The organism is Pseudomonas oryzihabitans (assembly GCF_032027545.1).
Taxonomy (GTDB): domain Bacteria; phylum Pseudomonadota; class Gammaproteobacteria; order Pseudomonadales; family Pseudomonadaceae; genus Chryseomonas; species Chryseomonas oryzihabitans_F.
Map to the genome: position 1 here is coordinate 118,601 of NZ_JAVSJB010000003.1, position 15,025 is coordinate 133,625.

18 protein-coding genes are annotated in these 15,025 nt (G+C 63.9%); 5 read left to right on the forward strand and 13 right to left on the reverse strand.

What is annotated here, in order from left to right; translation table 11 throughout:
- Nucleotides 1–19: 19 nt before the first annotated feature.
- Together rpmA and rplU are read right to left on the reverse strand one after the other, a co-directional pair.
- The gene (gene rpmA, locus RND78_RS05485) at nucleotides 20–280 is read right to left on the reverse strand and encodes a 50S ribosomal protein L27 (protein ID WP_007160792.1); all 261 of its coding nucleotides are present in this window, start codon (nucleotides 278–280) and stop codon (nucleotides 20–22) included.
- 26 nt (nucleotides 281–306) lie between these two features.
- A complete protein-coding gene (gene rplU / locus RND78_RS05490) occupies nucleotides 307–621 on the reverse strand; it encodes a 50S ribosomal protein L21 (RefSeq protein ID WP_007160791.1) in 315 nt (104 codons plus the stop codon).
- A 390-nt stretch (nucleotides 622–1,011) separates the two neighbouring features.
- On the opposite strand from rplU, the gene RND78_RS05495 reads away from it, so the two are divergent.
- A complete protein-coding gene (locus tag RND78_RS05495; protein ID WP_312726702.1) occupies nucleotides 1,012–1,986 on the forward strand; it encodes a polyprenyl synthetase family protein in 975 nt (324 codons plus the stop codon).
- A 133-nt stretch (nucleotides 1,987–2,119) separates the two neighbouring features.
- Nucleotides 2,120–2,374 (forward strand): hypothetical protein, encoded by a 255-nt coding sequence (locus tag RND78_RS05500; protein ID WP_312726703.1) that lies wholly within the window; start codon nucleotides 2,120–2,122, stop codon nucleotides 2,372–2,374.
- 219 nt (nucleotides 2,375–2,593) lie between these two features.
- Here RND78_RS05500 and RND78_RS05505 read toward each other — a convergent pair whose 3' ends face one another.
- The 7 genes from RND78_RS05505 to RND78_RS05535 form a co-directional block, all read right to left on the reverse strand.
- Nucleotides 2,594–3,211 carry an FKBP-type peptidyl-prolyl cis-trans isomerase gene (locus tag RND78_RS05505; RefSeq protein ID WP_312726705.1) on the reverse strand — a complete coding sequence of 206 codons (618 nt, stop codon included), beginning with the start codon at nucleotides 3,209–3,211 and terminating at the stop codon, nucleotides 2,594–2,596.
- Nucleotides 3,212–3,252: 41 nt separating this feature from the next.
- Nucleotides 3,253–3,408: a DUF2256 domain-containing protein gene (locus RND78_RS05510; protein ID WP_312726707.1), complete on the reverse strand. Its 156-nt coding sequence runs from the start codon at nucleotides 3,406–3,408 to the stop codon at nucleotides 3,253–3,255.
- A complete protein-coding gene (locus RND78_RS05515) occupies nucleotides 3,405–4,955 on the reverse strand; it encodes a cryptochrome/photolyase family protein (protein ID WP_312726709.1) in 1,551 nt (516 codons plus the stop codon). Before RND78_RS05515 ends, RND78_RS05510 begins: the two co-directional genes overlap by 4 nt.
- On the reverse strand, nucleotides 4,952–5,311 hold the full coding sequence (locus tag RND78_RS05520; protein ID WP_312726711.1) for a DUF6482 family protein: 360 nt from the start codon (nucleotides 5,309–5,311) through the stop codon (nucleotides 4,952–4,954). The genes RND78_RS05515 and RND78_RS05520 overlap by 4 nt, the downstream gene beginning before the upstream one ends.
- 86 nt (nucleotides 5,312–5,397) lie before the next feature.
- Nucleotides 5,398–5,886, reverse strand: a complete 489-nt coding sequence (locus RND78_RS05525; RefSeq protein WP_295467888.1) for a TIGR00645 family protein — start codon at nucleotides 5,884–5,886, stop codon at nucleotides 5,398–5,400.
- 74 nt (nucleotides 5,887–5,960) lie between these two features.
- Nucleotides 5,961–6,302: a hypothetical protein gene (locus RND78_RS05530; RefSeq protein ID WP_058760768.1), complete on the reverse strand. Its 342-nt coding sequence runs from the start codon at nucleotides 6,300–6,302 to the stop codon at nucleotides 5,961–5,963.
- Between the two features lie 168 nt (nucleotides 6,303–6,470).
- On the reverse strand, nucleotides 6,471–8,909 hold the full coding sequence (locus tag RND78_RS05535; protein ID WP_312726719.1) for a Lon protease family protein: 2,439 nt from the start codon (nucleotides 8,907–8,909) through the stop codon (nucleotides 6,471–6,473).
- Nucleotides 8,910–9,125: 216 nt separating this feature from the next.
- Between RND78_RS05535 and RND78_RS05540 the strand changes: the two genes are divergently transcribed.
- The 3 genes from RND78_RS05540 to RND78_RS05550 all read left to right on the forward strand — a co-directional run bounded on the left by RND78_RS05540 (nucleotide 9,126) and on the right by RND78_RS05550 (nucleotide 10,939).
- Nucleotides 9,126–9,470 (forward strand): hypothetical protein, encoded by a 345-nt coding sequence (locus RND78_RS05540; protein WP_312726721.1) that lies wholly within the window; start codon nucleotides 9,126–9,128, stop codon nucleotides 9,468–9,470.
- Between the two features lie 69 nt (nucleotides 9,471–9,539).
- Nucleotides 9,540–10,403 carry an EamA family transporter gene (locus RND78_RS05545; RefSeq protein ID WP_312726722.1) on the forward strand — a complete coding sequence of 288 codons (864 nt, stop codon included), beginning with the start codon at nucleotides 9,540–9,542 and terminating at the stop codon, nucleotides 10,401–10,403.
- A gap of 41 nt (nucleotides 10,404–10,444) precedes the next feature.
- Nucleotides 10,445–10,939 (forward strand): gluconokinase, encoded by a 495-nt coding sequence (locus RND78_RS05550; protein ID WP_312726724.1) that lies wholly within the window; start codon nucleotides 10,445–10,447, stop codon nucleotides 10,937–10,939.
- 161 nt (nucleotides 10,940–11,100) lie between these two features.
- On the opposite strand, the gene RND78_RS05555 is transcribed toward RND78_RS05550, so the two are convergent.
- The 4 genes from RND78_RS05555 to potA form a co-directional block, all read right to left on the reverse strand.
- On the reverse strand, nucleotides 11,101–11,895 hold the full coding sequence (locus RND78_RS05555) for a thymidylate synthase (protein WP_312726726.1): 795 nt from the start codon (nucleotides 11,893–11,895) through the stop codon (nucleotides 11,101–11,103).
- A 139-nt stretch (nucleotides 11,896–12,034) separates the two neighbouring features.
- Nucleotides 12,035–12,931 (reverse strand): ABC transporter permease subunit, encoded by an 897-nt coding sequence (locus RND78_RS05560; RefSeq protein WP_312726727.1) that lies wholly within the window; start codon nucleotides 12,929–12,931, stop codon nucleotides 12,035–12,037.
- Entirely contained in the window at nucleotides 12,928–13,836 is a 909-nt protein-coding gene (locus RND78_RS05565; protein WP_312726728.1) for an ABC transporter permease subunit, read from the reverse strand. Before RND78_RS05565 ends, RND78_RS05560 begins: the two co-directional genes overlap by 4 nt.
- On the reverse strand, nucleotides 13,833–14,987 hold the full coding sequence (gene potA, locus RND78_RS05570; protein WP_312726729.1) for a polyamine ABC transporter ATP-binding protein: 1,155 nt from the start codon (nucleotides 14,985–14,987) through the stop codon (nucleotides 13,833–13,835). Before potA ends, RND78_RS05565 begins: the two co-directional genes overlap by 4 nt.
- Nucleotides 14,988–15,025 lie beyond the last annotated feature (38 nt).

Below are 15,025 nucleotides of genomic sequence, written 5' to 3' on the forward strand. Positions count from 1 at the left end.
TTTCTTCTCGTCGCGAGCCTTAGGCGGCGGCGACGATGCTCACGTAACGACGACCGAAGGCGCCCTTCACGTCGAACTTGATCACGCCGTCCACTTTCGCGAACAGGGTGTGATCCTTGCCGAGGCCCACGCCGTAACCGGCATGGTACTGGGTGCCGCGCTGACGCACGATGATGTTGCCGGCCTTGACGACCTGGCCGCCGTACAGCTTCACGCCAAGGCGTTTGCTTTCGGAATCGCGACCGTTACGAGTAGAACCACCCGCTTTTTTGTGTGCCATGAGTCAATTCTCCGTTAGAGGCGAGATCAGGCCTGGATGCCAGTGATCTTGATTTCAGTGAACCACTGACGGTGGCCCTGACGCTTCATGTGATGCTTACGACGACGGAATTTGATGATGGTGACCTTGTCGTGACGGCCCTGGGCGGTCACTTCGGCGGTCACTTTGGCACCATCAACGACCGGCAGACCGATCTTGACGTCGTCACCGTTGCCAACCAGCAGAACCTGGTCGAAGGTGACGGTTTCACCGGTGGCGATGTCGAGTTTCTCGACCTTCAGGTATTCGCCTTCGGCGACCTTGTATTGCTTGCCACCGGTAACGATAACTGCGTAGGACATGGTAAATCTCCGTTTAACCTGCTCACCCGGTGCTTTATAGGAGGTATCGTCGACCGGCATGGCTGCGCGGGACCGGAAGGAGCGCCGCGCAATTGCGTAAGACAGGGGGTTAACCCTAGGAATGTTCAGGGCCCGCGATTCTACGCAAGCAGCGAGCAGGAGGCAAGAGCCGCTGGCCCGCGCCTTGACAGGCCCCCACCCCACCCCTAGCATGCCGCGCAACCTCGTTCAGCAGCCATGCCGGGCCGGAGCTGGCTCGAAATCGGCAGCCGTGGGAGCGCGAAGGCTTCCCTGGGCATGGCACTCGGGCCGGTCCCTAGGGCATAGTCTGGCGGTGATGCGCCATCCGGCCGCCTGAATCTTGCCCGGAACTCCAGTGGACACCTCTCAATGACGCAGCAATCCCAGTCCTTCTATCGCGTGGTGACGGACGACTTCGCCGCCGTAGACGGCATCATCCGCCAGCAGCTGACTTCGCGCGTGCCGCTGGTCGAGAAGATTGGCGACTACCTCGTCTCCGCCGGTGGCAAGCGCCTGCGTCCACTGCTGGTGCTGCTGGCCGGCAAGGCGCTCGGGCGTGCCGACCACGACCTGCAGTTGCTGGCGGCCACCATCGAGTTCCTGCACACCTCCACCCTGCTGCACGACGATGTCGTCGACGCCTCGGGGATGCGCCGCGGTCGCTCCACCGCCAACGCCCTCTGGGGCAATGCGCCAAGTGTGCTGGTAGGCGACTTCCTCTATGCCCGCTCCTTCGAGATGATGGTAGCGCTGGGCTCGATGGAGGTGATGCGCATCATTTCCCAGGCGACCCGGGTCATCGCCGAGGGCGAAGTGCTGCAGCTGTCGAAGATCCGCGACGCCAGCACCACCGAAGAGATCTACATGGAGGTCATCCGTGCCAAGACCGCCATGCTCTTCGAAGCCTCCACCCACAGCGCGGCCATCCTCGCCGGCGCCAGCGCCGAGCAGGCGGAAGCCCTGCGTCGCTATGGCGACCATCTGGGCGTCGCCTTCCAGCTGGTCGACGACCTGCTCGACTATCAGGGCGATGCGGCGACCCTGGGCAAGAACGTCGGTGACGACCTGGCCGAAGGCAAGCCTACCCTGCCGCTGATCGTGACCATGCGCGAAGGCACGGCCGAGCAGGCTGCCTTGGTGCGCCAGGCGATCCGCCAGGGCGGTAGCCAGGACCTGGAAAGCGTACGAGCCGCCGTCGAAGCCGCCGGTGCCCTCGACTACACCGCGCGCAAGGCTCAGGAATTCGCCGAGCGGGCCATCGCCTGCCTGGAAGTCCTGCCCGCCAGCCCCTATCGAGATGCCCTGGCCGAGCTGGGTCGTTTCTCGGTCGCGCGCACCCACTGATAGCGCAGTGAAAAAAAGCCCGCCGTCGAAAGACCGCGGGCTTTTTCATATCCGACCAAAAAAGTCAGGTAATCGGCTTGCTATTTATTGAATAAGAATTATTCTCATAAATAGCAACTCAGGAGCGACTACCATGACTTATCTGATCGACGCCTGGCTGGACCACCCCCATCCCTATCTGCGCATCCTCGACCGGGAAACCGGCAAGGTCTGTGCGGAGCTGGACGAAATGGCCTTGAAGGAACTCAGGGACCTGGGCGAGTTGGATCTGCACAGCCTCACCTCCAGCGAGCCGCGGGTGGTGAAGGAACAGATCCGCCAGGTCTTCCTTTTCAGCTACGCCCTGGCGCTGCGCCCGGAAAACGAGCTGCTGCGCCTGGACGCCTGAGCCCTTAGAGACGCTCGAAGGCTCGCGAGCTAGAGACAAACAAGGCGCAACGACCACCGGGAGTAACAGCCAACGGCTGGCCCGAAGGGTGAGCGCTAGCGAATCAAATGGCTGAGGAAGCGGAGTTTACGAAAGGTAAATGAGCATTCCGACGGGGCTGGCCTTCCAGGCCATTTTCAACGCCGTTTGGCCGACGCGCAGCAGCCTTAGAACAGGCTCTTAGAGGACGTCGAGCAACTCGACGTCAAACACCAGCACGCTGTGCGGCGGGATGCCGCCGACGCCCTGGGCGCCATAGGCCAGTTCGCTGGGCACGTGCAGGCGCCACTTGCTGCCGACCGGCATCAGTTGCAGGGCCTCGGTCCAGCCGGCGATGACGCCGCCCACCGGAAACTCGGCGGGCTGGCCGCGCTCGTAGGAGCTGTCGAACACGCTGCCGTCGATCAGGGTACCGTGGTAGTGGGTACGCACCTGGTCTTCGCGGGTGGGCGTGGCGCCCTCCCCTTGCGTCAGCACCTCGTACTGCAGACCGGAGGGCAGGACCACCACACCGGGACGCTCGGCGTTAGCCTTCAGGTAGTCGACGCCTTCCTGGGCTGCGGCCGCGGCCTTGACCTTGGCCTCTTCCTGCATGCGCTCGCGGATGACGCGGAAGCTGGCGTTCAACGCCTCGACGTCCACCTTGGAAGCCTGGCCGGCGAAAGCCTCGGTGAGGCCGGCGAGCACGGCGGCCAGCTGCATGCCGGGGACCGGATTCTGGCGTAGCTGATCACCCAGCTGGCGGCCGATACCGTAACTGACGCGGGCTTCGTCGGTGTCGAGGAGGATGTCGTTCATAGCGGCTTGTCCATGGCGAAAAAAGAGCCGAGCCTAGCACATCAACGGCCGGGCCCGCCGCCCGTACCGCTGCGCTGGCGGCGACAGCGCTCGGAGCAATAGCGCACCTCGTCCCAGTTGCGTTCCCATTTCTTGCGCCAGGCGAAAGGACGCTGGCAGACCGGGCAAATCTTGGTCGGCAGGTCGCTCTTCTTCACAGGGTTTCTCCTGCGTCCAGCCGCGCCAGCAGTGCCTCGCCCCGCTGCCACAGTCCCTGCTGTCGTTCGGGGGCCTGGCGGTCGAGATTGCGGTAGAGGTTACGCATCCGCGGATAGCTGGCGAAGCGCCCGCGATGACGGATCAGGAAGTGCCAGTAAAGCGCATTGAAGGGACAGGCTGTTTCGCCTAGCGCCTCGCTGACCTGGTAGTGACATCCCTTGCAGTAGTTGGACTGGCGCCGGATGTACTGGCCGCTCGCGCAGTAGGGTTTGCTGCTGAGATAGCCACCATCCGCATGCATGACCATGGCCTGGGTATTGGGCAGCTCGACCCACTCGAAGGCATCGAGATAGACCGCCAGGTACCATTCGCCGATGGCCTGGGGCACGATGCCGGCGAGCAGGGCGAAGTTGCCGGTGACCATCAGCCGCTGGATATGGTGGGCGTAGGCCAGCTCCAGGGTCTGACCGATGCTTTCGCGCATACAGGCCATGAGTGTCTCGCCGGTCCAGTAGAACTCCGGAAGGGAGCGCCGGTTGCCCAGGACGTTGAGCTCGGCATATTCCGGCATGCGCAGCCAGTAGATGCCGCGCACGTACTCTCGCCAGCCGATGAGCTGGCGCAGGAAACCCTCCGCGCTGTTCAGCGGCACCCGCCCCTGGCGATAGGCCGCATCCACGTCCTCGCACAGTTGCCGCAGGTCCAGCAGACCGACATTGAGCGCTGCACTGATACGGGCGTGGTAGAGATAGGGTTCGCCACGGGCCATGGCGTCCTGGTAGTCACCGAAGTCGTGCAGGCCCGCGGCGAGAAAGAGCCGCCAGAGACGTTCGGCGTCCCCGCGCGTCACCGGATAGTCGAAACCCTCCAGCCGGCCATAGTGGTGGGCGAAGCGCTGGCCGACGAGGGCAAGGACTTCGCGGGTACAGGCATCGGGGGGAGACGCGAAGGGCTCGGGGACGACATAGGCCTTCGGTAGCGCCTTGCGATTGTCCCTGTCCAGATTCCAGGCGCCGCCACAGGGTTCGTCCGGCCCGGCCATCAGCCAGCCATGGCGCCGGCGCATGCCGCGATAGAAGGTTTCCAGGCGTAGACTTGGCTTGGCCCCGGCCCAGCGGGCGAAGGCGGCACGGCTGCAGAGGAAACGGTCGTCACCGTGCCAGTGCAGCGGCACGGGCAATTCGAGTCCGTGCAGGGCCTGCTCCAGCCGCCATTCGCCGGTCTCGGTGAGATGCACCTCGGTCGCCTGCAGGGCAGCTGTCCAGTAGGTGATCTCGGCCGGCAGCGAGCCCTGGTTATCCGGATCGTCCAGCTGGCGGTATGCGACCTGGAAGCCGCGCTCGCGCATCTCTTCGGCGAAGTGCCGCATGGCGCTGAGGATGAAGGCGATCTTGCGCGGATGATGGGGGACGTAGGAGGTTTCGCTCGGGACCTCCGCCAGCAAGAGCACGTCCTGCGCAGGATCGGCCTGGCGCAGGGATGCCAGCCGGGGCGAGAGCTGGTCGCCGAAGACCGGCAGCAGGCGCCGAACGGCGCCCGGTCTCAAGAAGCGTTCCGGTAGTTCAGAGGAATCTTCAGGGGCTCGCTGGCGCGCGGCGCCATGCCGACCATTTCGTCGTAGGCACTGTGCTGGATGAGAAAGCACGGCAACACTGGCAGGTCGGCCAGTAGCCGTCGGGCCTGGGCTGCCGAGCCCAGGCGATAGAAATGGCCGTCACGCCCGGTCAGTTGCGTACGGCCTTCCTGGGTGAGCACCTCGAGCACATAGAAGCCGCCCTCGATGGACAGCAGATTGAGCTCCCGGACCTCTCCGGCCTGGGCGCGCTGAGTCAATTCCGTCAACTGCATGGGGACCTCCGGGTCGAGCTCGGCGCCGGGAGCGGCACCGAGTGGCTGCTGCACGCATTGGACAACCTAGGCCAGGCAGGCGCAGCGGCGCAATCCACAAAGCGTAAGCGGAGATGCCAGGGCCGGACGAGCGGCGCCTTCTAGTGCTTGGTCAGGCGATCCAGATAGCCCATGGCGAAGGCCGACACCACGAATACCAGGTGAATGATCACATACCACTTCAGGTACTCGGGATTGGTGTTCTGGGCATCCATGAAGATGCGCAACAGGTGGATCGAGGAGATGGCGACGATGGAAGCGGCGACCTTGTTCTTCAGCGATCCCGAATCCATCTTGCCCAGCCAGCTGAGCTTTTCCGAGCCCTCGTCGATATCCAATTGGGAGACGAAGTTCTCGTAGCCGGAGATCATCACCATGACCAGCAATCCACCGACCAGCGCCATGTCGATGAGCGACAGCACCAGCAGGATCAGTTCGGCTTCGGTGGACTCGAAGATATGCGGCAGGACGTGGAAGACTTCCTGGAAGAACTTCAGCGCCAGTAGGATGAGCGCCAGCGACAGGCCCATGTAGATGGGTGCCAACAGCCAACGGGAGGCGTAAAGGACTTTCTCGATCAGACGTTCCATGCAGACTCGCTCGGTTCAGGACGGCCGCGCGAGTATACCTACACCACTACCGACGACAATGCGACGCCTTGTCGTCAGGCATCGGGACCAACCTGGAAACGCACCTGATGGTGGGCACGCTCGCCGTTCATCTTGCGCAACTCGCCCTGCATGTGCAGGCGCCAGATCTGGGTCTCCTCGACCTGAATATACCCCTGTTCCACCAGGTTCTCGGCGATGGCGGTCATTACGCCCTCGGCGGCCTTGGGTCCGTGGAAAGGCCCTTGCGCCTTGATGGCGGTAGGCTGTTGGCCATTGAGGCCGGCAGCGCACAGCAACGTCCAAAGGCCCTGCTCCTGGCCGAGCGGCTTGATCTCGCACTCGATACGGGTGACGAGGCCCAGGCAGGGACGGATCAGGGTGATGGTACGGGACATGGCGTCATCCTCTCGCAGCGCTCGATGCTCGCCGATCCTAAAGCCAGAGGTATCCACAGAGGCTGTGGACAACCCTGTTGGTCGACAGGGGGCAAGCGGGTCTGGGCGCCGTGCTACTTGGGCTGCAGCGCCTTGTACAAAATCCGACCGGCCCCCTGGGACTCAGTTCTACTCCGCTTCGTTGTTTTTCCCTTTTGCCTTGGAGTTATCACTGAGTTTGTCGGCTAGTTCATCTTCCAGCTCGAGCTCGGCGATTTCCTTGAGACGCTGTACCACCCGGGCATTGACGCTGCCGTCGGGGAAGCGGCCCTTGGCATCCGGCGCTCCGGCGGGCTCGCCCACCAGCAGCGACAGGGCCTCGTCCGCCTGACGTACGGCATAGACGTGGAACAGCCCCTCGCGGACGGCTTCCAGCACGGTCTCGTCCAGCATCAGGTTGGTCACGTTGGCGCGCGGGATGATCACACCCTGCTCGCCGGTCAGGCCACGCGCCTGGCAAAGGCGGAAGAAGCCTTCGATCTTCTCGTTCACTCCACCGACGGGCTGCACCTCGCCGAACTGGTTGATGGAACCGGTGATGGCGAAGCACTGCTTGAGCGGCGTGCGCGACAGGGCGGAGATCAGGGTACAGGCCTCGCCGAGGGAGGCGCTGTCTCCGTCCACATAGCCGTAGGATTGCTCCAGGGCGATGCTGGCCGAGATGGACAGGGGGAATTCCTGGGCATAACGGCTGCCCAGGTAGCCGGTAAGGATCATCACGCCCTTGGAGTGGATCGGCTGGCCGAGGCTGACCTCGCGCTCGATGTCGAGGATGCCGCTGGCGCCCGGGTAGACGGTGGCGGAGATGCGCGCCGGCATGCCGAAGGCGGAATCGGCCACCTCCAGCACGGTGAGGCCGTTGCACTTGCCTACCGCCGCGCCCTGGGTGTCGATGAGGATCAGGCCGGTGAGCATGTCGTCCAGCACCCTGGCGCAGACGCGTCCGGTACGGGTCTCCTTGGCCTTGAGGGCTCGCTCGACATGGCCCTTGTCGGTAAGGGCGTCTCCGGCCAGGTGGCGGATGAAGTCGGCCTCGCTGACCAGTTGGAAGAGGTCGCCGATACGCGCCGACAGCCGTCCCTGGTGCTCGGCCAGCCGTGCGCTGTAGGTGGCCAGGCGGGCAACGGCAGCGGAGGTCAGGGGCGCCATCCCCTCCTCCGAGGTGCGCGTCTTGAGCAATTGGGCGAACTGCTCGAGGCTTTCGTCACGCAGCGGCAGCTCTTCGTCGAAGTCCACCAGCACCCGGAACATCTCCTGGAAGTCCGAATCGACCTCCTGCAGGGTGTAGTAGATATTGCGCGAGCCGATGATGATGACCTTGAGCTGCAGCGGGATCTGCTGCGGCGCCAGGCTCATGGCGGTGAGGCGCCCCAGTTCGGCCAGCGGTGATTCCATCTTCAGCTGGCGCGAATGCAGGGCGCGCTTGAGGGCGTCCCAGACGAAGGGCTCGGTCAGCAGCTTTTCCGCCTCGACGATGAGGAAGCCGCCATTGGCGCGATGCAGCGCGCCCGGGCGCAGCTGGCGATAGTTGGTGTAGAGCGCGCCCTGGTCGGACTGGTACTCGATACGCCCGAACAGATTGTCGTAGGTCGGGTGGGACTCGAACACCACCGGCGCACCGCCGGTGGCGTGGTGACCGATGATGAGATTGGGCTCGTACTGCTCGCGCAGTTCCTTGCGCCGCTGCATGTCGGGCTTGGCATCGTCGGCCAGTTGCTCGACCACGGTCTTGAGCAGGTCCACCTGCATGGCCTGCAGGTAGGCGCAGACGCCGGGGTTGTCGTTGTACTTCTCCGACAGCGGCGCCAGCAGCGGCTGCAGGGCCTGGATGATGGTGTCCTCGTTCAGCGCCCGCAACTGGTTGCTCGATTCGCGCCGCCACTGCGGCAGGCTGGCCAGCTCTTCGTTGAGGCGCTCTTCCAGGCTGGAGATGTCGGCATGGAAGCGTTCGCGCTCGGCCTCAGGCAACTGGGCGAAGTCGGCCTCGTCCAGCGCCTTGCCCTCCTTCATCGGGGTGAAGGCGACGTTGTTGGCATCGCGGTAGAGAGCGATGTCCTTTTCCAGGGCGAGCTTTTCCACCACGTCCAGGGCCTGGTCGTAGCGCTGGTTGAAGGCCCGCTCGATGGCATTCTTCTTCTGCTGAAACGCCGGGTGCTCGAACACCGTCGGGAAGGTGGTCAGCAGGTTGTCGATGAAGTGCGCCATGTCGGCGACGAAGGCTTCGCCTTCGCCAGGCGGCAACTCCAGGGCGCTGGGCGCGCGGGGTTCATCGAAATGATTCAGGTAGACCCAGTCGTTGGGTGTGGGCTGGCGCTTCGCCTCGGCCTTGAGATAGCGCTGGACGAAGGAAAAGCGACCGGTGCCCGGCTCGCCCATGACGAAGACGTTGTAGCCAGGCCGCGGCATGGCCACCCCGAACTGCAAGGCTTCCACCGCCCGCTCCTGGCCGAGGATGCCGCGGAAGGGTTCGAGTTGATCGGTATCGGTGAAGGAAAATTGCTCGGGAGCGAAGGGGCGGGTCAGCTCATCGGGAGCGAGCCGGAGACCGGCCGCGACGGGATCGTGCATCGTAAGTCCTTGTCAGGCATGCAGGCAGTGCCCGCATTCTGCGACCGGGGCGACGACGGAGGCAAGGTAAGAGGTGCTCTGCCACGCATTTTGTCGTCGCCCACCACGACGTCCGTCGGCAAGTTGTCGCCGCTGCGTTTTTTGACGAATTTCTCACGGGGCGCTGGCTAAGCTGTAGGTATAGGGATCGGTTGTAGTATCCCGCGAGGAGGCCCCATGGCTATCTTCCGTCGCGTTGTCCTGTTGTCCGCGTTGCTGTCCGCTCTGACGGCCTGTGCCAGCTATCACGATCAGTTGATCGCCCAGGGCTATCCTCCCGCCTATGCCGACGGCTTCAGCGACGGCTGCCAGACCGGCAAGCAGGCGGTCAATGGCATCGGCTACGTGCACAAGGACTTGCGCCGCTTCGCTGCGGAGAAGCCCTACCAGCAGGGCTGGGACGCCGGCTACGCCCGTTGCGTGCAGGTCGCGCAGAGCGAGGAGCAGCAGCGTTACCTCGAGCAGGTGCACGAGAATCGCGAAAGCCCTGAGCAATTGCATCTGCGCTCAAAAACACATTGAGGTCGCAGCTGAATTTGCGGCACAGATAGGATGACCTATGCTGGCGGGCCCGCTAGTCGAGCCCTGCCGATGTCTTCCCGCTCCCCGCTGTTCGCCGTTGCCCTGCTGCTGGTCGCCATGACCTCGATCCAGACCAGTGCCAGCCTGGCCAAGACCCTCTTCCTGCGTCTCGACCCCGTGGGCGTCACCACCCTGCGGTTGATCTTCGCCGCCCTGGTACTGCTCGCCGTACTGCGGCCCTGGCGGACCTTTCGCCGCGAGGCCCTGGGGAGTCTGTTGGGCTATGGCGTCGCCATGGGTGTGATGAACCTGACGATTTACCTCGCCATGCAACGCCTGCCGATCGGCATCGCCGTAGGCCTGGAATTCGTCGGGCCGCTGGTGGTGGCGATCTGCGCCCTGCGCCGCTGGCTGGACCTGCTGTGGATCGCCCTGGTGATCGCCGGCCTGGCCGTGCTGCTGCCCTTCGGCCACGACACCTCGGCACTCGACCCCCTGGGTACCGCCCTGGCCCTGGGCGCCGGGGCCTGCTGGGCGATCTACATCGTGCTGGGCAAACGGGCGGGCGCGGTACACGGTACCGGGACGGTAGCCTTCGGCGCCACCATCGGCGCCTTGGTCATCCTGCCCATCGGCATCCTGTACAGCGGCAGCAGCCTGCTGCAACCGACGATCTGGCCCCTGGCGCTGGGCCTGGCACTGATGTCCACGGCGATTCCCTATGCCTTGGAAATGGTTGTGCTGACCCGCCTACCCGCGTCCACCTTCGGCACCCTGATGAGTCTGGAGCCCGCGCTGGGCGCCCTCTCCGGCTGGGTATTCCTCGGCGAGATCCTTGGCCTGCCGCAGTGGTTCGCGCTGGCCTGCATCATCGCCGCCTCGATCGGTGCCACCTGGAGCAGTCGTCTGCGGCCGGAGCAAACGCCGCTCTAGGGACTCTATAGCGAGGCGAACCCTCACGCGGAGTGCCGACGATGATCTACCTGATAATGGGTGTCTCGGGCAGTGGCAAGACCACCCTGGGCGAATTGCTCGCCAGCCGACTGGGCTGTCGTTTCGACGACGCCGACACCTTCCACAGCCAGGCCAACAAGGACAAGATGGCCCAGGGCATCGCCCTCACCGACGAGGATCGCTGGCCCTGGCTGGACGCCATCCACGCGGCCATGCAGCAGGCCCAGGCTGAGGGCACGACGCGGGTGTTCGCCTGCTCGGCACTCAAGCAGGTCTATCGCGATCGGCTGCTGGACGGACTCGAAGGCGTTCGCCTGCTATTTCTCAAGGGTTCGCCGGAACTGCTGGCCGAGCGCATCGGCGAGCGCCGTGGCCACTTCTTCGATCCCAAGCTGCTGCAGAGCCAGCTCGATACCCTGGAAGCTCCCGGAAACCTGGATGCCCAGGTATTGGACGTGCGCAAGCCGCCGGAACAGCTGGTGGACGAGGTGCTGGCGCACGACCGCGCCGCCTGAGAGCCTGTTCAAAGTCGTGCGAGCTAGAGCCAAACAAGGCGAAAAGGCCTGAGGAAGCGGAGTTTACGAGTGGTAAATGAGCATTCCGAAGGGCTTTTCAACGCCGTTTGGCCGACGCGCAGCAGACTTTGAACAGGCTCTGAGGCGATCCGGCCGCAAGCTCAAACGGCGACCGGTGCCTTGATGTGCGGATGGGCCTGGTAGCCCTGCAGCTCGAAGTCCTCGAAGCGAAAGGCGAACAGATCCTGCACCGCCGGATCGAGCTGCATGGTAGGCAGCGGCAGCGGTTCGCGGGTCAGCTGCAGATCGGCCTGCTCCAGGTGGTTGGCGTAGAGATGGCAGTCGCCGCCGGTCCAGATGAATTCACCCGGTTGCAGGCCGGTGACCTGGGCCACCATCAGGGTCAGCAGCGCGTAGCTGGCGATGTTGAAGGGCACACCGAGGAAGATGTCGGCGGATCTCTGATACAGCTGGCAACTCAGGCGACCGTCGGCCACGTAGAACTGGAACAGCGCATGGCACGGTGGCAAGGCCATCTCGTCCACCAGCGCCGGATTCCAGGCCGAGACGATCAGCCGGCGTGAATCGGGCTTGGCGCGGATCATGTCCACCACTCCGGCGATCTGGTCGATGTGACGGCCGTCCGGTGCCGGCCAGCTACGCCACTGGTAGCCATAGACCGGGCCCAGCTCGCCGTTCTCGTCGGCCCATTCGTCCCAGATGGAAACGCCGTTGTCCTTCAGGTAGCGGATGTTGGTATCGCCCTGCAGGAACCACAGCAGCTCATGGATGATGGATCTGAGGTGGCACTTCTTGGTGGTGACCAGGGGGAAGCCCTCGGCCAGGTCGAATCTCATCTGGTAGCCGAACACGCTGTAGGTGCCGGTGCCGGTGCGGTCGCTCTTGAAGGTGCCGTGGTCGCGCACATGGCGCATCAGGTCGAGGTACTGTTTCATGGCGGGAGCGCTACCTGGCAAAAGGCAAATGGTACCAAATCGCGCCTCGCGGGAGCTGTCGCGCTTGTCGCAGCCAGCCTTGGAACACAAAAAAAGCGGCCCGAAGGCCGCTTTCCGTAGCTCTTACTACCCGTAGCCCTCAGCTGCTGGCCGGCGGCGCCGTGAGGGTCGCCGTTTCGCGTTCGCGCTGGGTGATTTCGGCGGTAGTGGCGTCCATGGCCTCCTGCAAGCCCTGTATGCGCTTCTTCTCGGCCCGACGGGTGAAGTACCAGGCCAGGAAGGTGAACAGCGAGACCGCCAGCAGGATGAGACTGGCGATGGCGTTGATCTCCGGCTTCACGCCCAGGCGCACGGCGGAGAACACTTCCATCGGCAGGGTGGTCGAGCCGGGGCCGGAGACGAAGCTGGCCAGCACCAGGTCGTCCAGCGACAGGGCGAAGGACATCATGCCGCCCGCCGCCAGCGACGGCGCGATCATGGGTATGGTGATCAGCAGGAACACCTTCCACGGCCGCGCCCCCAGGTCCATGGCCGCCTCTTCGATGGACAGGTCCAGTTCGCGCAGGCGAGCGGACACCACCACCGCCACGTAGGAGGCGCAGAAGCTGGTGTGGGCGATCCAGATGGTCACCACGCCACGATCCTGGGGCCAGCCGATCAGCTGCGCCATGGAGACGAACAGCAGCAGCAGCGACAGACCGGTGATGACTTCGGGCATGACCAGCGGCGCCGTGACCATGCCGCCGAACAGGGTGCGGCCGCGGAAGCGCGGGATGCGGGTCAGCACGAAGGCCGCCAGGGTACCGAGGATCACCGAGGAGATGGCCGTGTAGAAGGCGATCTCCAGGGAACGGAACACCGCGCTCATCAGCTGGTTGTTGTCCAGCAGGCCGACGTACCACTTCACCGACCAGCCGCCCCAGACCGTCACCAGGCGCGACTCGTTGAAGGAGTAGATGACCAGGATGACCATCGGCAGGTAGATGAACAGCAGTCCCAGTACCAGCATCAGGTTGGTGAACTTGAGGCCTCTCATAGCTTGCCCTCCAGTTCCTTGGCTTGGTTTCTGTTGAACAGCACGATGGGCACGATGAGGATCAGCAGCATCACCACCGCCAGGGCCGAGGCCACTGGCCAGTCGCGGTTGTTGAAGAATTCCTGCCAGAGCACGCGGCCGATCATCAGGGTCTCCGGGCCACCCAGCAGCTCGGGAATGACGAATTCGCCCACCGCCGGGATGAACACCAGCATGCAGCCGGCGATGATGCCGTTCTTCGACAGCGGCACGGTGATCTTCCAGAAGCTGGTGAAACGGCTGGCACCGAGGTCACCCGCCGCTTCCAGCAGGGTCAGATCGTGCTTCACCAGGTTGGCGAACAGCGGCAGGATCATGAACGGCAGATAGGAATAGACGATGCCCAGGTACACCGCGAAGTTGGTGTTGAGCATCTGCAGCGGACTGCTGATGATCCCGAGATTCATCAGGAAGCTGTTGATCAAGCCATTGGTGGACAGCAGCCCCATCCAGGCGTAGACGCGGATGAGGATGGCGGTCCAGGTCGGCATCATGATCAGCAGCAGCAGGACCGTCTGCTTCTCGCGGCTGGCACGGGCGATGGCATAGGCCATGGGATAGCCCACCACCAGGCAGATCAGGGTACTGATACCGGCCATCTTCAGCGAGCCGAGATAGGCGTCCAGATACAGCGGATCGCCGGCGAACATCAGGTAGTTGCCGAAGTTGAGCGCGATATCCAGTTGCTGGTCGGCGTAGCTGAACAACTCGGTATAGGGCGGGATGGCCACGTCCGCCAGCGAGAAACTGATCTTCAGCACGATCAGGAACGGCAGCAGGAAGAACAGGAACAGCCAGACGAAGGGCACGCCAATGGTCAGGCGGCGGCCATCCAGCAGGCGCTTGAGCAAGGGAGGTCTGGTCATGCTTGCAGTACCACGCCGCTGTCGTCTTCCCAGTACACCACCACGGGATCGTCCCAGGTGGGTCGCTTACCGAGGCGCTCGGCGTTGGCGATGAAGCACTGAACGATGGGTCCGGTCACCAACTTGACGTGATACACCGAATGACCGCCCAGGTAGGCAATGTCGTGCACGGTGCCGCTGCACCAGTTGTAGTCGGGGTGTTCGTGGTCCGCCGGCAGGCTGGTGCCCATCAGCAGCTTCTCCGGGCGCAGGGCGAAGGTGATCTGCTTTTCCTGAGCGCGGGTGCTGATGCCGTGACCGATGTAGATCGGCCGCTCCAACTGCGCACTCTGGATGATGGCGTGGTCGGCGCCGTCGTCGGTCAGCTCACCGTCGAAGATATTCACGCTGCCGATGAACTCGCAGACCAGCCGGCTCGCCGGGGTCTCGTAGATGTCCATGGGGCTGCCCACTTGGGCGATCCAGCCCAGGTGCATGATGGCGATACGCTCGGCCATGGTCATGGCTTCTTCCTGGTCGTGGGTCACCATCACGCAGGTCACCCCCACGCGCTCGATGATCTCCACCAGCTCCAGCTGCATCTGCGAGCGCAACTTCTTGTCCAGGGCACCCATGGGCTCGTCGAGCAGCAGCAGCTTGGGCCGCTTGGCCAGGGAGCGCGCCAGGGCCACCCGCTGGCGCTGGCCACCGGAGAGCTGGTGCGGCTTGCGCTTGGCGTACTGGGTCATGTGCACCAGCTTGAGCATCTCGGCCACGCGGGCGTCGATCTCGGTCTTGGGCAGCTTGTCCTGCTTGAGGCCGAAGGCGATGTTCTGCTCCACGCTCATGTGCGGGAACAGCGCATAGGACTGGAACATCATGTTGATCGGCCGCTCGTAGGGCGGCATGTCGGTGATGTCCACGCCATCGAGGAAGATGCGCCCTTCGCTCGGCCGCTCGAAACCGGCCAGCATGCGCAGCAGGGTCGATTTTCCCGAGCCCGAGCCGCCGAGCAGGGCGAAGATCTCACCCTTGTTGATGGTCAGGGAGACGTCGTCGACAGCGACGGTTTCATCGAACTTCTTGGTGACCCGGTCGATCTTGACCAGGACTTCCTTGGCTTTCTTGTCGCCGGTGGCGGCTTTCTTGAAGGCACTGGTGGCGGTCGCCATGTACATCTCCCAGGAAAATCGGGGACCGGCCCGGCCGG